This window comes from Jannaschia sp. M317 (genome assembly GCF_025141175.1).
Taxonomy (GTDB): Bacteria; Pseudomonadota; Alphaproteobacteria; order Rhodobacterales; family Rhodobacteraceae; genus Jannaschia.
In genome coordinates this window covers 1398336-1419856 of the sequence record NZ_CP081155.1, presented here as the reverse complement: position 1 = coordinate 1419856, position 21521 = coordinate 1398336, and the positions used below count along the sequence as shown (strand labels likewise).

13 protein-coding genes and 1 tRNA gene are annotated in these 21521 nt (G+C 54.6%); 9 read left to right on the top strand and 5 right to left on the bottom strand.

Features of this window, described 5'->3' with window-relative positions; translation table 11 throughout:
• Positions 1–4 precede the first annotated feature (4 nt).
• From K3551_RS07295 to K3551_RS07285, 3 genes are read left to right on the top strand one after another with little or no spacing between them, the layout of a single operon-like run.
• Positions 5–2485, top strand: coding sequence for a hypothetical protein (locus K3551_RS07295; RefSeq protein WP_259918835.1), 2481 nt, complete (start codon positions 5–7; stop codon positions 2483–2485).
• A complete protein-coding gene (locus K3551_RS07290; protein ID WP_259918833.1) occupies positions 2482–4095 on the top strand; it encodes a hypothetical protein in 1614 nt (537 codons plus the stop codon). Before K3551_RS07295 ends, K3551_RS07290 begins: the two co-directional genes overlap by 4 nt.
• Positions 4082–4744: a DUF2971 domain-containing protein gene (locus K3551_RS07285; protein WP_259918831.1), complete on the top strand. Its 663-nt coding sequence runs from the start codon at positions 4082–4084 to the stop codon at positions 4742–4744. Before K3551_RS07290 ends, K3551_RS07285 begins: the two co-directional genes overlap by 14 nt.
• A gap of 165 nt (positions 4745–4909) precedes the next feature.
• Here the strand turns inward: K3551_RS07285 and K3551_RS07280 are convergent, their stop codons facing one another.
• Genes K3551_RS07280 through K3551_RS07265 form a run of 4 tightly spaced genes read right to left on the bottom strand, consistent with a single transcriptional unit; the run spans position 4910 to position 12871 of the window.
• Positions 4910–5617 carry a M48 family metallopeptidase gene (locus K3551_RS07280; protein ID WP_259918829.1) on the bottom strand — a complete coding sequence of 236 codons (708 nt, stop codon included), beginning with the start codon at positions 5615–5617 and terminating at the stop codon, positions 4910–4912.
• Complete coding sequence (locus K3551_RS07275) at positions 5607–8879, bottom strand: type I restriction endonuclease subunit R (RefSeq protein ID WP_259918827.1); 3273 nt, start codon at positions 8877–8879, stop codon at positions 5607–5609. The genes K3551_RS07280 and K3551_RS07275 overlap by 11 nt, the downstream gene beginning before the upstream one ends.
• Complete coding sequence (locus K3551_RS07270) at positions 8872–10128, bottom strand: restriction endonuclease subunit S (RefSeq protein ID WP_259918824.1); 1257 nt, start codon at positions 10126–10128, stop codon at positions 8872–8874. Before K3551_RS07270 ends, K3551_RS07275 begins: the two co-directional genes overlap by 8 nt.
• Entirely contained in the window at positions 10121–12871 is a 2751-nt protein-coding gene (locus tag K3551_RS07265; RefSeq protein WP_259918821.1) for a class I SAM-dependent DNA methyltransferase, read from the bottom strand. The genes K3551_RS07270 and K3551_RS07265 overlap by 8 nt, the downstream gene beginning before the upstream one ends.
• 819 nt (positions 12872–13690) lie before the next feature.
• Here K3551_RS07265 and K3551_RS07260 point away from each other — a divergent pair.
• The 5 genes from K3551_RS07260 to K3551_RS07240 all read left to right on the top strand — a co-directional run bounded on the left by K3551_RS07260 (position 13691) and on the right by K3551_RS07240 (position 20753).
• On the top strand, positions 13691–14767 hold the full coding sequence (locus tag K3551_RS07260; protein WP_259918819.1) for a hypothetical protein: 1077 nt from the start codon (positions 13691–13693) through the stop codon (positions 14765–14767).
• Between the two features lie 283 nt (positions 14768–15050).
• Entirely contained in the window at positions 15051–16196 is a 1146-nt protein-coding gene (locus tag K3551_RS07255) for a hypothetical protein (protein ID WP_259918817.1), read from the top strand.
• Positions 16197–16219: 23 nt separating this feature from the next.
• On the top strand, positions 16220–16789 hold the full coding sequence (locus tag K3551_RS07250; protein ID WP_259918815.1) for a hypothetical protein: 570 nt from the start codon (positions 16220–16222) through the stop codon (positions 16787–16789).
• Positions 16789–18738 (top strand): type IV secretory system conjugative DNA transfer family protein, encoded by a 1950-nt coding sequence (locus K3551_RS07245; protein WP_259918813.1) that lies wholly within the window; start codon positions 16789–16791, stop codon positions 18736–18738. Before K3551_RS07250 ends, K3551_RS07245 begins: the two co-directional genes overlap by 1 nt.
• 335 nt (positions 18739–19073) lie before the next feature.
• A complete protein-coding gene (locus tag K3551_RS07240) occupies positions 19074–20753 on the top strand; it encodes a recombinase family protein (protein WP_259919516.1) in 1680 nt (559 codons plus the stop codon).
• Here K3551_RS07240 and K3551_RS07235 read toward each other — a convergent pair.
• Positions 20710–20786: transfer RNA gene (locus tag K3551_RS07235), tRNA-Met, on the bottom strand. The two genes, K3551_RS07240 and K3551_RS07235, sit on opposite strands and share 44 nt — an antisense overlap.
• A 173-nt stretch (positions 20787–20959) precedes the next feature.
• Between K3551_RS07235 and K3551_RS07230 the strand changes: the two genes are divergently transcribed.
• Positions 20960–21361, top strand: coding sequence for a type II toxin-antitoxin system Phd/YefM family antitoxin (locus K3551_RS07230; protein WP_259918812.1), 402 nt, complete (start codon positions 20960–20962; stop codon positions 21359–21361).
• Positions 21362–21521 lie beyond the last annotated feature (160 nt).

Sequence of the window (21521 nt, the reverse complement as noted above, 5' to 3'; positions counted from 1 at the left end):
TTGGGTGAACGAGATCAACAACGCAGACAACGCACAACCAACGATCCGGGACTTCCTTGAGGCTCAACAGTGGAAACACGCGCTATTCACAACATACGCCCTCAGCCTCAGCTATTTTGAATCCGAAGTTCTCCGGCCACTTCTCCAAGCTGGATGCGACGATATTTGGCTTGTTGCTGACGCTCAAGGTTATCGCGCATCTCTTCTGGAGCGACGATCAATGCGTGTCGGCCAGGAATATAGATTGGTTCCCGTGGGCATGCCCAACGGGGTTTTTCACCCGAAATGCATTTATCTGTCATCGTCAGAACAAGAAATGCTTCTTGTCGGCAGCGGTAATCTGACATTTGGCGGGCACGGACGAAATGCCGAAGTCTTCGAAGCCCTGACGCCTGACAGCCACGCCACCGCGTTCCAAGACTTTGCCGACTTCCTGCTGGGCTTAGGAACCCGTTCAGATATTCAAACAGGATTGACGGGCTGGATCGACGAGTTTGCGGCGCGCGCAGAAGAAGCATCACGTCGCGGCGCGGATGACAAATCTACGCCGCCGATCAGACTTCTTCACCCGTTAGAGACCCCGATCGCCGATCAGCTTGTGGACACGGCTAGCACGCGCGGTCCATGCGAGGAGTTGAAAATCATTTCCCCCTACTTCGACCCGGACGGATTTGCTATTCAAAAATTGGCTGAGAGAACAGGCGCGCGAAAGACAACGGTCGCTGTCACATCGCCCAAAAGCAGCCCCTTCCCCTTTGCCAAAGCTGCCTCTTGGACCATGCCCATCACACCGAAAGCCCCTGTTCTTTCCGGCCAGAATTTTGTTCACGCAAAATGGATTGAAATGACAACAGCCGACGGAACGATACTTCTGACGGGCAGCGTCAACGCCACAAGAAAGGCTTTGGCTACCACGGACAATGTCGAGCTCGGCGTGTTGCGGCTGATGGACGAGAAAACTTCCTATCTGGATTGGGTGGAATGTGACGCGCCAAGCTTTGATGCTGATGTCCAGATGCCTTCGGGCCTCGGATCATCGGAAGTCGTCTTCGCGCGATTTGATCAACGCGATACGCGCGTCTTGAAGGGTTCTATCCTTAGTCTGCAAGAGACTGCCGGTCCATGGACGTATCGGCTAATTCAAGCAGATGGCGCTTCGATTTCCGGCGATGTGACGATCAAGGATAATGGCTCATTCGAAGTGTTCGACGAAAATCTGGATGGATTTTCTGAGCTGCCCGCACTTCAGATTGTACTCAAACGCGATAACCGCGAAGCGCGGGGCTGGGTCCATAATGATTTGTTGTTGAGTATCGGCTCACGGCGACGGCTGACCGCCGGCGCGTTGAGCCGTCTTATGCGCAGAGATGGAACGGACGATGATATTCAAGCACTGCTGGATTACCTCAGCGTCCAAGCGGACAAGCATTTGCGCATCTTCAATCTTCCGCTGGCGAGCGACGACGATGAAGACGTGCCAAACGATACGGACGAACATACCGTAAGCGTGCGCATCGACGACTTGGCCCCAATGTCTGGCTTGGAACCCATCGAGGGTATCGCAATCGCGGCGGACAGCGCAGGACATGATCACTTCGAAACAGCCATGCTGCGCCTGCGACGCATGTTACTCGGCCACGGTCGAAAGCTTGCGTTATCGCGTTTAGAGGGCGCGGATGCTGTCGTAGCTGAAGACGAGGATAGTGACGAGCATCGAAGAACAACCGACGATGATGCGTATGGGCTTGGGCTAGAGGACTTCGAGCGTTCACTCGATCAGATGATCAAAGATGCAGCGGATCGACTCGAAGCTCTCAAGGGTCTGCTGGTGATCCAACTTGAAGTTGGCATGTGGATGCGTCTTCACCGCCTCGATGATGTGGATGGAGCGCGCGAATTCTTGGGTCGATGGTTTGTAAATGCGAGCAAACGCGGCCTAGTCAATGAAGACAGCATGTCAGCTTTGACGCAGCACATCTTCACATCTGCTGCAATACTTGCCGCCTTCGCCGACATCTCGTCCGGCACCACACAATTGGTCGCCTTGCACGATGCACTGGAGAGATTTTGCTCTGGCGCCGTCGATGAAAAGCTGGCGATTGGAAGTCTCCTACACGATCCGAAAACAGGGTTTGCATCCACGCTCCTGCCCGAGCTTGATACGAACGCACTGGAAGCTGCACTCACAGGCGTGTTGACGACGAGAACACGTCGCAGCCAACTTGAAGACGCCCTTCATCTTGCGGAGCAAGGTGAAGAAATTCCAAAAGACTGGGAGGTATTTAGGTCACCACTCGGTCAATCCCTCCATGGAAAACTAACCAAACCGAACTGGAGGAAGCAGATCAAACGCGCCATTCCAAATTATCAGGCATGTAGCCATTGTTGGTGCAGCTACCCGGCCCAGGAACTTAATCAGTTTCAGAGTCAGAGAGTTGGTCACTGCGTCCAGTGTAAACGATATTCATTGGATATTGAGCCATGAGCATAGAACTTCCGCAAAGACCGTTTTTTCTAGCCCCGCTAGATCGCGAAAATAGCGGCGTTGATTTTCTAGGGTTGCGCCAAGCCAATCTCGACATGATGGGAGAAATGATCCCCTCGATCAACAACGTGACTTCATACATTCGTCCCTTCTCGCTTCTGTCTTGGATTTACTGGAAGTTCCACGACCTCTGCACAGAAGCCAAGATTGAAGAAGCAACCAGTGACGACCTCAGGCTTTTCCGCGAAAGAATTGAGGTGCTCTTTACATGGGGGGCAAGCCTTCACGAAACAGCTGAGCGCATCCCCGGTATTTCGGCCACACCTCCGCCAGACCAGGATGGCGTAAAGCCGTTGACCTTTGACGCATGGGGCCGCGTGCAGAGCAGTACAAGCTTGATTGCTGCTCTCTGGTATGGGCCTGCGTCAAAGACGGTGACAGGACTCGGATTTCTATCGCCCGTTCCAGGACGCGGAGGATTCTTCCGGGTATCGAGGGCAGGCGCGGCATTGGCGCAAGCACTCGACAACAAACTGCGTGAGGATGGCGAGCGGTACAACCGTCTGTTGGGAACGCTCGATCCCGTCAAGGCAAACGAGAGCGACGCTATCGCCCTATGGTCACTTTGGTCTCCCGAGACGGTCGAACAGGAAGAAATGGCGACCTTCTCAAGCGCGCTGACGTCTGAAGAGGCTATCGGCTCAAACGACACATTGCTCAGCAGGCGCAGCACGACCTTCGCTCTTGCGCGCCATCACTTGCAGGAGGTTGGCGCGGCGCAGAGCATTCCAAAGATCAGACGAGGCATGTGCTTTTCCGTTCGTCCAGATGGATCGAATTATGATGTTCCAGCCGCGCTCGAAGAATGCCGCAGAAAATGGCTCACACTTCAAATGCGCCAGCTGCAACGACTTGCCTTAGAAACACTACTAAGCTGGTGTGAAGACCAGATACTTCGCCACGATGTCGTTGATCCGTCCGCGATGGCTGAGCGCTTCAAGAAGTCATGGGCACCCTCCGAATACGGTCTTGGCGAAGCCCGAAACCTTGCAGAACTGATCTTCGAACTGGATACAAAGTCCAACTCGGTCGAAGATTTCATTAGGGCCGTCAACACAAACGATCTCCCTGATCCCTTCTCAATCATGGCGGAAATCACCGAGAAATTCCGTCAGCGTGATCCAGGCTTTGCAGTACCCTGCTTCTTCGGGCTTCTCCAATGCGCTTCGTTCGCAGGAGCGGAAAACGCCCCACCAAACATGGTGCAACTCGGCAGTGCGCCGCGCTTGTCGTTGAGAGTTTTACGATACAGATTGGTCGGACTTGGAGATGTCACCGTCGCGGAAGCCTTCGAGTACATTTTGGAAGCCATGGTGATCAGCCAGCACTTCTCAACGGCGGTAAACCGGTTTGACGGTCGCAACCAGCGCCTGCGGCTCGCCATTGAAGAGACAGGTTTAACGGCACTCGTATCGTCGGCGTGGGTACCTACTGTTACGGAAGATCGCTTGGCGATGCTTCTTGCCCTCTCCGCACAAAGCGAGGTTGTAAGTAAAGATTCTGACGGAGAATTTTTCAGCAATGGGGGTATCAAGAATGAGAGCATTTAAGTTCAGATCGGCGCAGAACATTGAGTTTACACTCGATATCATTCTGAACCGCCGACTTTACTGCGCGGACTGGAAGAGCCTGAACGACCCGATGGAGGGGATGTTTGCTTACTCGACAAGCAGGCAACAGAATGAAGCCCAGCGCATTGTCAAAGGCATCGGCTCTGAAAAGAGTCGTTACAAAGTCTGCTCTCTATCAGCTGATTTTCAGTCTCATTTGCTCTGGTCCCATTACGCGGATGGCTTCAACGGCCTGGCGATAGAAGTAGATTTACCCAGCGACCATCCGAACATCAGACCGATTGAGTATCGCGGGGTTTTTGCCTTCTTGAATATGGATGAGGTCAATGATGAAGATGAAGCCGCAAGGACAATACTTTTCTCAAAATACAATGAATGGCAATACGAACAGGAGATAAGAATACTGAACAACACACCATACTTTCAATTGGACAATCCCATACGGAGAGTAATCGCAGGGCACAGGATAAATCCAGCCCTTTTGGAAACGCTCCTCATAGTATGCGACCGAGAGCAAATCGAGCTCTGTACGGTTGGGATTGGTGACGAAGGGTTAGATGCTGACGCCGTTGACCGCGACCGGCTTGAACGCGCGAGAAGATTCCGCCGCACACCTCAGCAACGCTGACGATTTTATTTTTCCATTTTTCCTCAGACCTTTGGCAGTAAGGAGCCGAGAGCTCGGCGCCCTTACTCGAATGAAGAAACGGCAAAGCGGCTAAGTTTCTGAATATCATTTTCGTTCTAAAAGACGGTCTAGTCCCTTGCACCAAGAGTGGTATCTTAATGGGACCTACAAGCTCATCGAGGCCCCATATTTCTTAAGCCAGTTCTTCCGCTCCAGATAATCGGGCATAACTTTATCCACCTCATTCCAGAATGCATCTGAATGATCCTGTATGTGCATGTGGCAAAGCTCATGTACAACCACGTAGTCTATGACCTTGGGCGTGGCCATCATGCATTTCCAATTGAATTTCAACTTTCCGTCTTGGGAACAACTTGCCCAACGATACGCCATATCGCCTATCGAAACACTCGCTGGCCGGACCCCAACTTTTGGAGCAAAGTAGGCAACACGATCATTGATGCGCTGCTTCGCCTTGGCGGTATAGAAATCCTCGAAAGCTTTTTTTGCAGCTTCAACTCCCTGCTCGTCAATGAGGTTGCGGTTTAAGCAAAACCGCCCCTCTTTCAGTGTCAGATCACATTCCTGGTTGGCCTGAAGCGACAGGCGGTAAGACCTACCAAGATAAAGAAATGCCTCACCATTGACCCACTCCCGTACCACGGCGGTCGCGTTAAGGTCACGCCATTCAGCTAGATTTCGGTATATCCAAAAGCGTTTACTAGCTACGAGCTCGTCAACTTGTTCGTGCGTTAGCGTCGCAGGCGGGCGCACTACAACCTTGCCGTCACGTTCAATTACGATGTCAGTCGTCTTTCGCTCTGTGCCAGGCAAGATATGGTAATCTATGTCGCCGACGCGTCTAGGAGTCATTATGCGCCCCCTCTGATACGTCTTTCAGTAATTCGTTGTGCCTGTTTTTCGCCAGTTTCATTACTTCCACGGCGATCCGCTCTCTGTTTGCCTTGAGCTCAGGGATTTTGGTTAGTGTGAGAGCTGTCTTAATTTCACTGCGGGTTTTCTTTTGTTTATCTGCATTGTTCCAAAAGTCGATACTTCCGATACTGTCTTGCATCGTCGCGACAATGGACTCCATCAGAATTTTCATTCTCGGTTTCGCGCTGATTGGCACCTGACCATTATCAAAGGCCTCGTTGGCGATATGTTCGTAAAAGGTTGTCGCTTCCTTGCTCATACCGTCTTGTCCGGATTTCCTGCCGCTCAAAGCTTCTCCACGGAGTTTTTCGAGGTCCTCCGTTAACTTCACCCAGTCGTCCTTGTGCTTGTTCAAGAGGCTTTCGACTTTTTCAGACAGACTTTTATAAAATGCAGGGTCTTCGTCATTATGGACTGTGCAGTGCTTTCGAATTGCATGCTCCATTTCGCTTGCCTTGGCTTCTATATTTCCATCAGCATGCTTATTGAGGTTCATGATAAAATCATCGGCCAGGAGTTCTACGGGAGCTACCTTGGGGTTGATACCGAGGCTGATGAGATGCTCATTGATGAGCTCTCTTACCTTCTCGCCTGCATCACCCAGATTCAGACTGGAGTCTTTATAGCGTTCCTTGGTTACTCGCAGGATGTAACCGAAGCGCTTAGCTGGCACTCTAAACGAATGAGCGGCTTCGTGAGGTAGAATGATGTCCATGCTGGTGAGGAACTTTTTCAAGTACACATCAAAGTCAGCACGAATTTTCTCGTTCTTGAGCAGTTTCACCGCCTCATGAACAACAGCTGCATCTGCCTCCACACCTACCAGCTTACCTTGTACATACTCCTCGACTTCTTTCACGCCATGAGCCGCAAATAATTGTAGCAGCCTTTGGTAGCGTTCCTCCAGAACGGGCACTTCAGACGTTATGCTTTTCAATCCAACGGCCAATTCCTGCGCTTCGTCAGCCGCAGCATAGAGGGTCAGTGCTTCGGTGAGGTTCTCGGTCAGCCCGATGTAGTCAACTATGTATCCGCGCTTTTTGCCTTTCTTTACCCTGTTGGTGCGTGCAATAGCCTGCAGCAGCGTGTGCTCACGGATTTTCTTATCAATATACATAACTTGTTCGATTGGAGCATCGAAGCCAGTGAGCAGCATGTCGCAAACTATGAGAAATGCAATCCCGGTGTTCGCTTTATCGGGGTCGTCCATGTCGAACGAACGACAGAAGTTTTCTACGGCATTTAGTGATTTCGCGTCCTTACGCGCTTGGGTGATGTAGGCCGCTTCGTTGGTCCCATCGCCAGATATCACAACCACAGCCTTGAGAAATTCGACGCGTTTGATCAGCTCAATATCTGGTTCAGCTTGAGCCTTCAGAGATCGGACGCGCTCATGCAGCGCTTCGGATATCGCTTTTTGGTATCGAACTGCAGCACGCTTAGAGTGGCAGACGACTTGCGCCTTGAACCCGTTGGGGAAGATGTTTTCCAAATAGTGGTTCACCAAATCCTTGGCGATAGCTTGGATACGGGATTCGGTTTCCAGAATGTCGCCGGTTGCACCGTACTTCTTTTTGATTGCTAGCAGCTCTTCGTCGCTTCTATCCTTGAACAAATTTTCAAACTCAGTCTCGAAACCGTGCTTGTCGTTCAAGGCTGAATCCGCAGTACGCCCTTCGTACAAAATCTGAAGCGTCGCGCCGTCATGCACAGCGTCCATCAGCTTGTACGTGTCTATGTATTCCCCAAAACGCTTGTGCGTTTTCTTCTCGCCGTGCCGCTCCGTGATCAACGGAGTACCTGTGAAAGCAATACGTGCCGCGTTCGGGAATGCTTCGAAGATGTTGTCACCAAGATCAGAGCCTTGCGTGCGGTGGGCTTCATCGATCATCAGCACGATACGCGATGACTCGTTTACAACCCCAAATGTCTCAGCACTTGGCATTGATTGATATGTTCCCAACGCCTCGGCAACCTTCAGCGGCAGGCTTTGGTCACGCTGCTGGAACTTGTGAACCATCACCATGTTCACATCAGATTGGTCCGTCGCCAAATCCTTGCGAAGCGATTGAGTGCTTTCGATCACATTCACCCGCCCACCAATAATTGTAGCTGTTTCGGCCAGTTGGTCTTCCAGGTCCACGCGGTCGTTGATCAGCAGGATTTTGAAGTCACCCAGGTCCTTGGACGTTCGTAGCATTCGCGCGACGAAAACCATCGTTAAGCTCTTACCTGACCCTTGTGTGTGCCAGACAACACCGCTGCGGTCTATGACGCCTTCGCCATGACGCAGTCGCTCAATAATCTTGTTGGCAGCGCGAAACTGTTGGTAACGGCAAACCACTTTTATGCGCGGACCTCCATCCGTATCCATGAACACAGATGACGTCCGTAGGATGCTCAGCAGGTTGGACTTGTTGAGCATGCCGTTGATCAGTTGCTCTTGTTCGTTCATGCCTTCCGCGACGGCATCATCCTCAGGCCACTGAGTTTTCCAAGGAAAGAAATGCTCTTCGCCAGAAGTGATCGTACCGTAATCCGCCTCAAGCCCGCAGGAGCGGATGACCATCATGTTTGTGTGGAACAGCTTGGGCTCGCCTTCTTTCAATCCCTGCTGTTTCGTGGCCTTGCGCGCATTCATGTAGCGCTGCAATTGTTCGAACGCTTCGGGCATCGGGTTAGCGCAGGTGGGACCGCCTTTTTTGCATTCCACCACGATCAGGGGGATACCATTCACGAACAGCACAATGTCAGGAACCATGAAGGACTTCACACAGCCCGGTGTATCGATGCGGAACTGATTGATGGCGTGGAAGGCGTTGTTTTCTGGATTAGCGAAGTCGATCAGCTTGACGACGGGGTCATGCTCGCCCGTCACCTCGTTCACATCGACCTGTGCCTTAAACAGCAGTTTCTGGATCGCTTCATTAGCCTCCAACAAGGTGCGGTTGGGCTGGCGGGCGATCTGGTCTTGGAGGTCCTGCAATTGTTTCGGGGTTAGCCATTCGGAGCCGTCAGCGGTGGTGTTGATGCGAGAGACGGATGACGCAAAAACCTCTGGCAAAATCCACTGGCGGAAGGACGGGCGCAGGCTTTTGATCGGGTCTTGCGGGATATCCGCACCCTGATCGATGGCAGTCCAGCCGAGGCTTCCAAGCTGTTGTAAGAAGGGTTGTTCGACCTCGGTATATTCAGACATTCGCAGCCTCCGGTTCGGCTACATTCACAGGAACCTCGCCAGTAAGGAGATCGTGCATGAGGCCAGATTTTTGAACCAGTAGTTTGTGCTTCTCATGTTCTAGAGTTTCCAGCTTTGAATTCACGGACGTTATCCGGATTTCAATTTCAGATTGCTCGTCTGTAGTTGGCACACCTATCGGATAGGCATTTAACTGCTTGGAATTAATGGATGCCAGATTTGTGGACTGCTTGGAGCTTAGAAGAAAATACTTTTTGCCGTGATTGGATTGAGACCAAAATGTTAGGAAATATGGGCGAAGAATTTGCTTTTCTGTCCTCACCCGAAACACATGATTTTGGTGAATGCACGGATCAATGTCGCCTGGCCAGACCGTACCTCGACCCAATTTGTCAAAGTCGCCACCTTCATTCATCAACACATCGCCTTCTTGCAGAGCGTAGCGAGCAACCGCCTCTTTGCTAACTCGAATTTCCTTCATTTCCGCCAAATCTAGATAGCCATCCTGAACGTTTGCTACTCTCAGATATGGAACAGAAACGCTCTGAGCTGGTTCGGACTTAGAGTTCAGAGTAATGCCTGAAGCGATCTTCGACATCGACCCAAGTGGTTTGAGGTCCCATTCCAGCGGAAGCCAGCCAATCAGTGTTTCTTTGTAGAGTTCTGGGGCCTCTTCGCGCGAGGGGCGGAGTTTGCCGTCTGGGGTGAGACCTCGGGTAAACAGATCATGCATCATCCCCGCTTTGACCAAGCTGTACTTCTCGATTAACGCTTCGGTTTGCTCGATTGCTTCATCGATGGTTTGGAGGATGGTAGTGATCTGTTTTTGGGTATCTTCGCACTTCGGAAAATTCACTATCATGATCCGCCCCAAATCCTTTGGAACGTGAGGTACACCTGTGCCTGTACGGCGGTTCTGAATCCATTCGAAATTTCTGCTCAAGAAATAATATAGATATGGGGCCGTTACTTCGCCCAATGTTGCGAGCTTTGAAACGGTAGAAGAAACTACCCCTTCTAGATTATAGCCAACCAAGCCACTTCTCTCGCCATCCCAAAGCATCAGGACATCTTTTGATGTTGCACGCACAGCATTCACTGTCGAAGCATATCCGTCATTTTTTCCAACAAGCGACCCAGCTCCCAGATATCTTAAATACCCGGGCAACTCTTCCGCGCTCGTTTCAACCTTCCTGCCTTTTTGGAAGGTTACGGTTTTCCCAAGCGGCTTTGATAGCCACTTACTCATAACCAAGGTCCTCAAGGAATCTTTGCAGTTGCGCCGAGGCCTTATCTCTATCGCCTTCTATCGACTTCGCTGTCACTGCATATTTTGACCAAAGGTTCTCAATCGCTCGCACACAGGCTCGTTGATCGGTCCGCAGATACGCAGCAAAGGTATCCATCAGAGTTTTACGCAGCCTCTCAACGATGACCTGACGCGCCTCATCCGTCGAAATCTTGGCGCGCGCGCTTTCAACCAACTCGTCCCGCTTGCCTTCAATCTGCTTGATCGTTGCCTTTAGCTCTTTCACCTCGTCTTCCAGAAGCTTGTGCGTTTCCAGCGACTTGGTCAAAGCCACCGCTTGAGCAAAAGCAACTTTGCCCTGCGCCATCGCATCGCTCAGCGACACGGAGTACTCAGAAGCCAGCCCGACCTTTTGGGCCAAATCCAAAATACGCTGGCCGTTGTCGAACTGTGCATCTTTTGCGGCGAGCCCTTCGGTGCAGTAGAAGCCTTTCTTCGCCCCCACTGGCAGAAGTCCTGCCGCTTGAACCTCAACAAACATGTTAGCGGCTAGGTCTTTGACTAGCTTTAGCTGAGCCTTCCATTCGGCGTTGGCCGTCTTCAGATCGGCCTTTTTGTTCTTGACCTCATCGGCAGGCAAGACGCCGGTTTCATCGGTATCCTCGAAATCTTCCTCGCCCGCTGCAGCAAACAGCGTCTGAAGTTCTGCCAAACGCCCTTGGGCCGTTTCCAACTCTTCCAGAACCTCGGGGAATTGGCTTTGCAGGATATCCTCGTCCGGGATCAGGACAGCGCTCCAGCCGCTAGCCGCGATTGATTTGAAGTCAGCCTTGAGTCGGTCAACATACTGGGCAAAAGCCCCGCGCACCTGATAGGGCGTCAGGAGGGACTGGTTGGACAAGGTCTGTTCAATGCTGGCCAGCATGGTGCTGCGCATGACGTAGACGTTACCGGCTGTTTCGTTCTGGTTTTCCGGATCGGGCGCGAGTGCCTCGATGATTGGGAAGTTGGCCTGCCACCAGGTCTCCAACGTATCCATGAAAGTTGCATGGCTGGAGGTCACGCCTTTGTGGGTTGTGACGGTTTCTGCGATCTCGCGCTTTTCAGCGATGACGGGAGCCAGGTCGAGATACTTGTCATCGCGAGGCACAAAACAGTCTTCTCGGAGTTGGGGGTAGTTTGACCAGAAATGCTCCAGCGCATCCACTTCTTTGATCGGCACGCCGCCATGCAAGTGCGCTCGCACATCCTGAGGTTCGGGCGGCGGCGCATTGTCCACATAGCGGCGGATATTGCAGTTGTAGTCTTCGCCTTTGATTTCGGAGACCGGGACGCTTCGTGCATAGGCGGGAATATCCTGGCCAGAACGGTAGGCGTGGACAATTTTGTCAATGTCTTCGGGGCGCAGATGGTTTTGAGCCTTACCCTCGCGATATTCACGATCCGCGTTAATGAAGAGAACGTGGTCGCGTTTGGTTTTCCCGTCAGCGCCTTTTGCGCCCTGTTTGTTCATCACGAGAATGCATGCGGGGATGCCTGTTCCGTAGAACAGGTTGCTAGGCAGGCCTATGATGGCTTCGAGATAGCCTTGCTCAATGAAGTATTTGCGCGCCTCTTGTTCGTCACCGCCCCGGAAGAGGACGCCGTGCGGCATGACTGTCGCCAACTTTCCGTCCTGTTTCAGCACGGAAAGCATATGTTGGACAAACATCATGTCGGCCTTCTTGCCCTTTTCCGGCATCATCACCGGGAAACGACCCGAGAATTTGAGGTCCTTCTTGATGTAGTTCTGGCTGAAAGGCGGGTTTGCCAGGACGCGATCAAAGCGCCGCAGTTCGTTGTTTTCTCCTAGGTGCTGAGGTTCTCGAATGGTGTCTTCTTGGCGAATGTCGGCGTGCGAAATCCCATGCAGCAGCATGTTCATCTTGCAGATTGACCAGGTCGTTCCGATTTTTTCCTGACCGTACAGAGCGATCTCATCTGCATTGCCGTTGTTCTCTCGTAAATAGTCACGCGTTTGAATGAGCATGCCGCCCGATCCAACGGTCGGGTCGTAGATGCTCATGCCTTCTTGCGGGTCACAGACTTCAACACACACACGAACAACTTCAGCAGGGGTGTAGAATTCGCCCGCTTTCTTACCAGCGGAGTCTGCAAAGTATTTGATAAGCCATTCGTATGCTGCCCCAAGCAGATCGGGGAACTCGAAATCTTCATCCTTCAGAGGGATTTTTTCGAAGTTCTGTACAAAATCAGCTAGTGTGTCATCATCTAGCGTTCTCTGACCAATCTTACGGTTAAAATTTATACCTTTTAGTACATCCTGCAGCGCGTCAGGATTTGCATCTTCAATAGCCTCAAGAGCCTTATTGAGTGCTGTTCCAACATTTTCCTTTACATGCTTGAGGGCGGGTCGTTGAATGATTTTGGTTTCACCATCCTCCACGACTTCTTCGCTCCAACCCTGATTCCACCGGGCTCGCTCCGGCACGAAGAAATACTTGCCTGAGTAGTTGTCGGGGTCGGCCAACTCTATCGCAATGTCGGCTTCGTTCATTCCCTGCGACTTAAGACGCTTTTTAAGTTCTTCTCGGCGCTGATCAAAAAGGTCACTCGCCCTCTTTAGAAACAGCATGCCAAAGATGTATTCTTTGTATTCACTGGCATCCATGCTGCCACGCAAGTCGTCGCAGGCTGTCATCAGCAAGCTTTCTAGACGTGCGAGGGTAAGTTTGAGCTTCATGGTGTACTTCTTTCGACATTTGCTGATTCAAATCGTTCGCCTCATGCTCCTTCAGCATCCCGGTTCCCTGATGAGGCGACTCCTTCAGTCCAAGTTAAAGCTAGCAGCTAGCTTTGTTGCGCGCATCCACCGACGCACAAAATGTTGTAATTATCCACACCCACAGGTGGCGTTGAGCTACAGCAAGCGAAAGCTTTGGTGACCGTGATCCATCTTCGGCAAGATGGCGGGTTCCAAGGTAGCGAAAGCCTTGGTCTGGGGTCTTGGGGGCGACGCGCCCTAAGTCGACGGGATAGTTCCAAGGCAAGGGTAGCTATGAAATGCTCCCTTCCTGGTCTCGATGAAGTCGTCTCCATGAAATGGTCATGGGGGTATAGGTGGGAGCAGGAACGCTCCCCTGATTGGTGATCAAACGGGCAGCCGTTTGTGCATGGTTCGGTGCTGGTGGAGAGGCACGTCTCCAAGCCCTGCGAGTGGTTCCAAGGGGCGCGATAGCCCCATGGTCTTCCTGAAGGGATCGATGGGTGCAGGGAGAGCGAAGTCTCCTGCGAGTGGTTGATCGGTGATACGATCTATGGCTCTGGAACGGGTTAAATGCCCTGGAAGAGCCACAGGCCGGGGGGATGCAACGGGGGCGCGCAGCGGGCCCCCTTGCCAAGGTTAGGTCGAACAGGAGTGCCGCTAAATCTTTGATTTAATGGTACTACCGGCCACACCTTGCCTTTGCTCTTATCCATCGGTCCGGCCAATCTCCGGCCTCGGCTCAGAGCCCAATCTCTCAGGCAAACTGGCTCTTGCCGAACTCAGCCGCTGGGAGCCATGTTCGACTACATGGCGCGAAGTGTATCACGAAGGAAACAAAAGCTCATAGCGACAGCCCAGGTTTTCCGGTCGCTAATCGTTGAGGCGTCGGTTGATGACGTTGGCAAGTTCTATGAGCCGCAGCCACATCGCACCTTCGCCTGGTACATCGTGATGCTATCAAATGGGCTCGAAGGGATCGTCCGGCCTCGCAGGCCAAACTTGTCAGCTCGCCGGACTGAGACCCCACGGGACAGCGCTCGCCAGATCGTAGCAGCCATTCGCCTGCTCTTCAGCCATGATCAGCTGGCTGGGAACTCGGAGCTGGTAGCGGAGGTACTCCGAGAAATAACGCCTACAAGGCTGGCATACGAACGTCTGAGCTATTATCTGGTTACAGAGTTGCAAGCGACTCTTCGCAGCGCCCTCAAGGCCGAAGGAACGACGCGACGGAGTGCTGAAGGTACTTTTGGCCGTCGCCGACCGCCGCGAAAGCGCTCTGAGTTACCTGATCCAACCCTGCCAGCATGGGCTCCAGTGAATCGAATGTCGCCAAAGAAAGTCCAAATACCCTGCCGCATTGATCCGCAGCTCAAGGCGCTGATCGAAGAGGAGTCGGGCAAGCTTGGTATCAGCCAGTCGCGCTGGCTAGAAGAAGCCATTGCCGAAAAGCTCCAGCGGCAAGGTCATGCCGTTGAACTACCCAAGCCAGACAAACCTCGGAACAAGAAGCCTGAGCGAGCCCGGCGAGTCCAACGCGCTAAGTACCCGGTTCCATACAAGAGCCCTGATGCTCATGACAACAGGGCAGACTATTCCACCTCGACGCGCATGGGGCCGACACTGGCCGCAGAGATCGACAGAGCGAGAGGAAAGCAGGATCGCTCGACCTGGTTGAACCAAGCCATCACATCCTTTCTGAACGAGAAAGGCGAACTTCCAGAGCCTTCAGGGACGCGAGAAGTGCAGTCGGAACCCTTCGCTGTGCGCTTTGATAGAGATTTTTTTCCGCTTGTAGAGGCTGCCGCGAAAAAATCGGGACAAAACCGGTCGGAGTGGTATCGGCGCGTAGCGCGCTGGTATCTCGATAAATAACAGGCTGCTATTCGAAATACTACTGTATTGCGCTATCGCAATGCTGATATCGCATTCCAACCTTTTGACGTCGCCCATAGCAGATATCGCCTTGCAAGCAGTGTGTTACGGACTTGCAAGCGATACAACGCCACCCTATCTCGGTCGAGCAACGGGGTAGGCCGCTCGGTGCACCTGCCGGAGGGGACGCTCTCCAGACAGATCAGAATACCCAAACCGCCTGCGGAAACCCCGCTCCGGCGACCACCCGAAATATGTCTCAACAACCCGAAAGGACTGCAAAATGGCACTTCTCAACATGAGCCCACGAGGGCCTGACCGCCTACAGGACGAAGCGAGCCGCTTCTCCAATATCTACCAATTCTACTATCAGCCGCTGCTGATGATCGGATTCCTGCTGTGCAGCTGGTGGACCAGCTACACCGGCGTGATCGCTATGGCCGAATTCATGAGCGGCGTGAGCGACTATCTGAGCCGCATCGCCCTCTTGGTCACGGCAAGCGCAATGGGCGCTCAGTTTGCACTGTGGCACTACGCAATGCGCCTCATCCCGAGATACATGACTCATGCCGCGCGCGGGATCGGCATCCTCGTGCTGGTCGTCCTGATGGTGATGCTGGCGCTGTCCAGCACCTACACATCTTTTATCGGCCTCACACAGGACAGTGCGCGCGGCCTTGAGCTTCAGCGTCAGTCCGACCTCTACGCCGAGAAGGCCCGCATCCTCGCTCCGCGCGCCAGCGCAATGGAAGACGCGCTGTTTACGGTCGAGCCCGAAGCACGGGCTGCGTGCACCCGGTATGAGCAGGAATTGGCAACTGGTGCAATCACCGGTTCACGTGGCCGCGGCGTTGTCACAGGTCAGTTCCTGAAGCTCTGCGAAGCCAAGACAGCCATCGCGGAAGCACTCGAAGCAACCATCACCGCAAATACCGCGCGTATGGGCGAAATCCAGTCGTTAAGCTCCGAACTGGACGGCGTCATCTATGACCGCGTTCGGACCATCGGCGAACGAGAGTTGGACTTCATTCGTCTGGCGCGCCGCATGGATGCCCTTCTGCTTGAACTCGAAAACGCGGATCGCACAAACGGTATCCGTGCCAGCTCCGAAGCCATGGCAAATTCTATCGCCGAGCTGGAAAGCACCGGTAGCTCTCTTGCGGACGCCCAGGCTCAGGCCATCGCCGCCGTTATTCAGGAAGAGCGTGAGTCCGGTCGGGCGATGAACGGCCTGATCGAGCGCATCGAAGCACTGCCTCGTCCCGAGCCGGGCCGCGCGACCATCAAGCCGAGTCAAACGCTGGTGCTGGAGCATTGGAAGCTGCACCTGCCGCAGCTCGCGATCTCCGCCTGCATCGACAGCTTCGCCCCGCTTTCCACGCTGCTTTTTGCGGCCGCCGCTATCCGCATGCGTCGTCGCAATCAGTGAACAACAACGAAAGGAACAAACCAATGACTGCTATCAAGCGAATTCTGGGAACCGCCATCGGCTTCGTGATGGTCCTGGCCTTCACCGGAACAATTACCGCTATCGTCTTCTCTCTTGCCGTACCGGACAAGACGGCGCTGCGCGAATTCTGGGAAGAGGTGCGGTGCATCGCTGGCTATCCAGTTGCAGGCAGCCAGTGTGCGCAAGATACCATCCGGCGTGCCGACGATGCGGTTGCCGCCGCAAATCAGCGGCGCGCCGAAGCTGAGGAGGCGCAGAGAGCGGCGGAAGATGCTCTCGCGCGCGGTGATCTCGAATTCGCTCAAGGCCCCGCGCTGAAGGACGGCGTCAGCCTCGTAGTCGGCACGATCTATCTAGACGCGACCAACCGCACTGGTCTCGTGCGCTCGTTCTGCTGGGCAATCATCGACGAAGGCGGGCTTGATCCTCGTGTCGGCTTGGCCATTCGCGATGCGTCGGGGCGGGTGCGCGTCCTTCCCCTCAGCGACGATGACATCGCGCTGATGGAGCTGCAACCGGTGGAAGCTGCCGCCGCGCATGCTTCTTGCCCGTGGCCGGGAGGCATTATCTGATGCAGCCCGAAGGCCCCAAACTCCTGCCTAAACTGCTGGTGACGAGCGCGCTCGGCACCGCACTCTACAAGACTTGGCCTCTGGTCGCCAAAGCGCCTTACGGCGCGGATTGGGGGCTGATCGTCTGGGGTCTGGGCGCTGTTGCCACCGTCGCCGGAGCCTACGGCGTGGCGACGGAAGTCGGCGCGCTCGTTGCAAGAGTATCGCGGACGTTCCGCGCCTTCCGCCCGAAGGAGTCGCCCGCCTCGGCGAAGTGGCTTACTGCGAGGGAGGCGCGCAAAGCTGGGCTCGGAAACACGGAAGGCCTGTTCCTCGGCGTTCTCGAAGGCCAGCCGCTCTTCATCGCCAATGCAGTGCACGGGTTGACCTGCGCTCCGGCAAGGAAGGGCAAGACAACGTCCTTCGTGCTGCCCGCCCTTTGCCACGACTTCGGTGCGAGCTGCATCGCGGCGGACATGAAGGGTGATTTGGCCGTCCAGACTGGCGAACATCGCGAACGGGTGCTCGGTCAGAACGTCATCTACGTCAATCCGGCGCATCAGTTCGGCAAGCCAAACATGCCCTACAATCCCATGCAGATCATCCTGGATGATCTTGCCTATGCGCCGCAGGACGTGATCGCCGATGCGCGTTCCATGGCAACGCAGATTCACTCGGAAGCCCCTGGCGGAGACCGGGACCCCTTCTGGCCGAATGGCACGCGAAAGATGCTCGTCTTCACAGTCGTCGCTCAATGTGCGCTCCGCGATGAGCATGATGCGCATCTGCCGCGCGTCTATGAAGTTCTCGGCGATGATCGGCTGTTTGACGATCTGCTGAGCGATGCCAAGGATAGCACCGCACTCGGCGGCGAATTGGCCGCAATGGCGCGCAACATCAAGAACGTCTGGGACGAAAACCCAAAGCACTTCGAATCCTTCCGCGAAGGCGCCCTCCAATCACTCGCGCCGTTCGGCCCTAGCGGACGCCTCGCGCCGTCTATGCAGAGCTGCGCTTTCCGGTTCAGCGATCTGAAGAAGCAGAAAACGTCTCTTTATCTGATTTGCGACTACAGCCGCATGGACGTGTTCGCGCCTTGGCTTGGTCTGATCATTTGGGCCGCGCTGAAAGAGCTGGTGCGCGAAAACAATGACACGCCCGTCTATTTCCTGCTCGATGAGTTTACGAACTATCGACTGAGCGGGTTGCCGAACGCCCTCACGGCCCTCGGCTCCTATGGCATTCGTTGCTGGATGCTGGTGCAGGAGCTCGATGAGGTTGCCAGAGCTTATGGCAGAGAGGCGCTCTCCACGATCCTCAGCCAGACAGATGTCAAACAATTCTTCGGTGTCGCCTCCGATCAGACGGCGCAGCTTGTATCACGTATGCTGGGGGAAGAAGAGCTCAACTCCGAAAGCTTCGGCCTTGGCCACGATGTGCTTGGCATTCCTTCGCTGAATCTTGGCCGCCGCTCGAAGCCGCTGTTGAAGCCTGATCAAATCCGGCGTCTGCCCGACGATGAGCAGATCGTGTTTATCAAGAACCTGCGTGCCGCTCGGCTTCTCAAGGTTGGTGCGCACGAGATCGATCCTTTCCGGCGGCAGGTCAAGCCGAACCCCCTGCATGGCAACAAGCCATTCCTTGGCCGCGTGAAGATGCGCATCAGGAACGGTGTGGCGCGCGCCTCGCGCGCGGGAAGGCGGAAGATCGAACGGCCCAAGCGTCCCTTGCTGCGTCCGCTGCTGGCAAGCATGGCCCATCTGGTGCCTGGCCCTCCTGTCCTCTTGCTGGCCGGGGCAGTGCTGACGGTAGCCACCTTCGGCTGGCCGCACCTTCGTATCGAGTACACCCGCAGTTTCAGCTGGTGCAGCTACGCCGGTCTCCCCTTCGTGAGCCAGTCTTTCGTGCTGAGCGGTCAGGATCACTGTCCGCTCATCCTCTGGCGGAAATCCGAAGGGCATGTGCAGTGATTAAACCACTGAAAAAAATGAATTTTGACCCCGTTTTTTGCGGGTTTGCGCCCGCTCGTGGTAAAATCAAAGTAGAGGCCCAGAAAAGTTATCCACAGGCTTTTCGCCTCAAAGTATACAAGAAAGTAGCGTAAAATGTCTCGTCGGCGGTCTGATAATAGCTGGCGGACGGCAATTCGTGATACACGAAAAGTTCCATCCGATCAGCCGCTTCGCGAACTGGCCAGGTTTCTGGCCAGACGCGCCGCCGAAGACGACTATGAAAGCTTGCTCCAACGCCAGCGAAAGAAGAAGCTGAAGGAAACCAAGGAGCCGACAACGCACTAGAGGAAACCATGACAAGAACCGCCATCTACGCCCGCTACTCTACAGACCTCCAGCGAGAATCCTCCATCGAGGATCAGATCAGGCTGTGCGAGAAGAAGGTGCGAGAGGCTGGCGGGCAGGTGTTCCAGAGCTACACAGATCACGCCGTCTCGGGCGCATCCATCATGCGGCCCGGAATCCAGATGCTCATGCAGGATGCGGCTGCGGGGCGCTTTGACGAAGTTTATGCGGAAGCGCTCGACCGGATCAGCCGTGATCAAGCGGATATCGCATCTTTTTACAAGCGCCTTACCTTTGCTGGGGTGCGGATTGTCACTTACGCTGAAGGCGAGATCAACGAGCTGCACATTGGCCTCAAGGGCACGATGAACGCGCTTTTTCTCTCCGACCTACGGAAGAAGACGCATCGCGGGCTCGTCGGGAAGGTCGAGAAGGGTCTCTCCGGTGGCGGTAAGTGCTACGGTTATGACGTGGTGCATGGCGAGGAGCGCGGCCACAGGACGATCAACGAAGCGCAGGCCGCTATCGTCCGGCGCATCTTCGAGGAATATGCAGCCGGAAAGTCTCCCAAGGCCATCGCGCTTACTCTAAACAAGGAAGGCATTCCGGGGCCGATGGGCAAAGCCTGGGGGCAAAGCACCATCAACGGAAACCGCCAGCGTGGCACGGGCATCCTGAACAACGAGCTTTACATTGGCCGTCTGGTTTGGAACCGCCTGACCTACATGAAGAATCCCGAGACTGGTAAGCGCGTCTCAAAGCTCAATCCTGAAGAGGATTGGATCATTCACGACGTTCCGGAACTTCAGCTCATCGACGACGATCTATGGCAGGCAGCCAAGGATCGACAGCGCAAGCTGGACAGGACGGGTGGAAACTTCTGGACGAAGCAACGTCCTCGCAATCTATTCTCAGGGCTCATCAAGTGCGGCGAATGCGGTGGTGGATTTTCCATGGTTTCGCAAACCCACATGGGATGCTCCAACGCCCGCAACAAAGGCACATGCTCGAACAAAAGAACGATGAAGCGGGAGAACCTTGAGCAAGACGTGCTCGGTGCTCTCGAACACTATTTGATGGACGACGAACTCTGCAACGTCTTCTGCGAAGAATACACACGGCACATGAACAAGCTCCGCCGTGAACATGATGCAGCGCTCGATTTCCATCGCGACGACCTGCGAAAAGTTAAGAAGCATCTTTCCCAGATGGTCGATGCCATCGCCGAAGGCGCGCCGGTCGCGCCGATCAAGGACAAGATGCACGAACTAGAGAATCGGAGGGTACACTTGGAAGCCCTCCTGAAAGATGTAGAGGAGGCTCCTCCTCTGCTGCACCCCAGTATGGCCTGCCGATATCGTGAGCAGCTGGGGAAACTGATCGAAACGTTGAACACGCCTGAGCATCGCGCTGAGGCAGCGGAAATCGTTCGATCATTGGTCGAGAAGATCGTCCTGACACCGGACGAAAGCGAAAACCGTTTGGTGGCTGATCTTCACGGCGACCTGGCAGGCATCCTGACGTTGTCTGCCGGACCGAAGCCTTCTTCGCATATCAACGACGCCACGATTGCGGCTAGCAGAGCCGCGCTTGGCGAAGGCCCAACATGCGAAAGCGCCCCGGAGGGCGCTTCGCAGGATAAGTTGGTTGCGGGAGTAGGATTTGAACCTACGACCTTCAGGTTATGAGCCTGACGAGCTACCGGGCTGCTCCATCCCGCGCCAACGAGGGATCACCTATACCCGGCCATCGGGGGCCGCAACCCCCTGCCTGCGGGAATTTTCATGAAATCGTTACAGCGACCGCAGCCGTCTGTCGGAAAGGGAAAATTCACAGTTCGGGGGAACTCTCCGGGTCCGAATTCACGTTTTGGGGGAAACCCCGAGGAGGCTTGATGACGCCCGCTGCCCTGCGCCTGTCCACCACGCTCGCACATGAGCGCCTGTCTGAAATTGTCCGCCGGGTGCAGGACCCGCGCGCCTATTGCGTCCTGACCCGACATGGCAAACCTGTCGCCGCCGTCGTGTCGATGGCGGAGCTTTCGCGGATCTTCGATGCGCATGACATCGAGAGACTGAAGACACGGGGGTGGGCCAAGGCCTGGCCCACGGCGTTGTCGGGGAAATGGCCGTCTACGGCGCGGGAGACGGGGGAGATGCTGCTGAAGGTGCAGATGGACCGCCTGTCCGAACGGCGGCTGCTGGCACGGGCGGGCCTGGACCCGGTCCCGGGCGGCGAGGTCGCGGTGGAAGTGGACGTGCCGGCGCGGAGGCGGTGGTTCGGGTGGCGGCGTTAGATCGGGATTGGGAGTGGGGTGGTGGGTTTCACCCACCCTACGCTGGCGACCTAAAAAGCCCCTGGCAATCGGAGCCGTCAGAGACGTGCTGGGATGCGAATAACCAGCAAGAATATGCCACCTGAAATTAGATCCCGCTTTGCGTCGTCTCTGGTTCCAC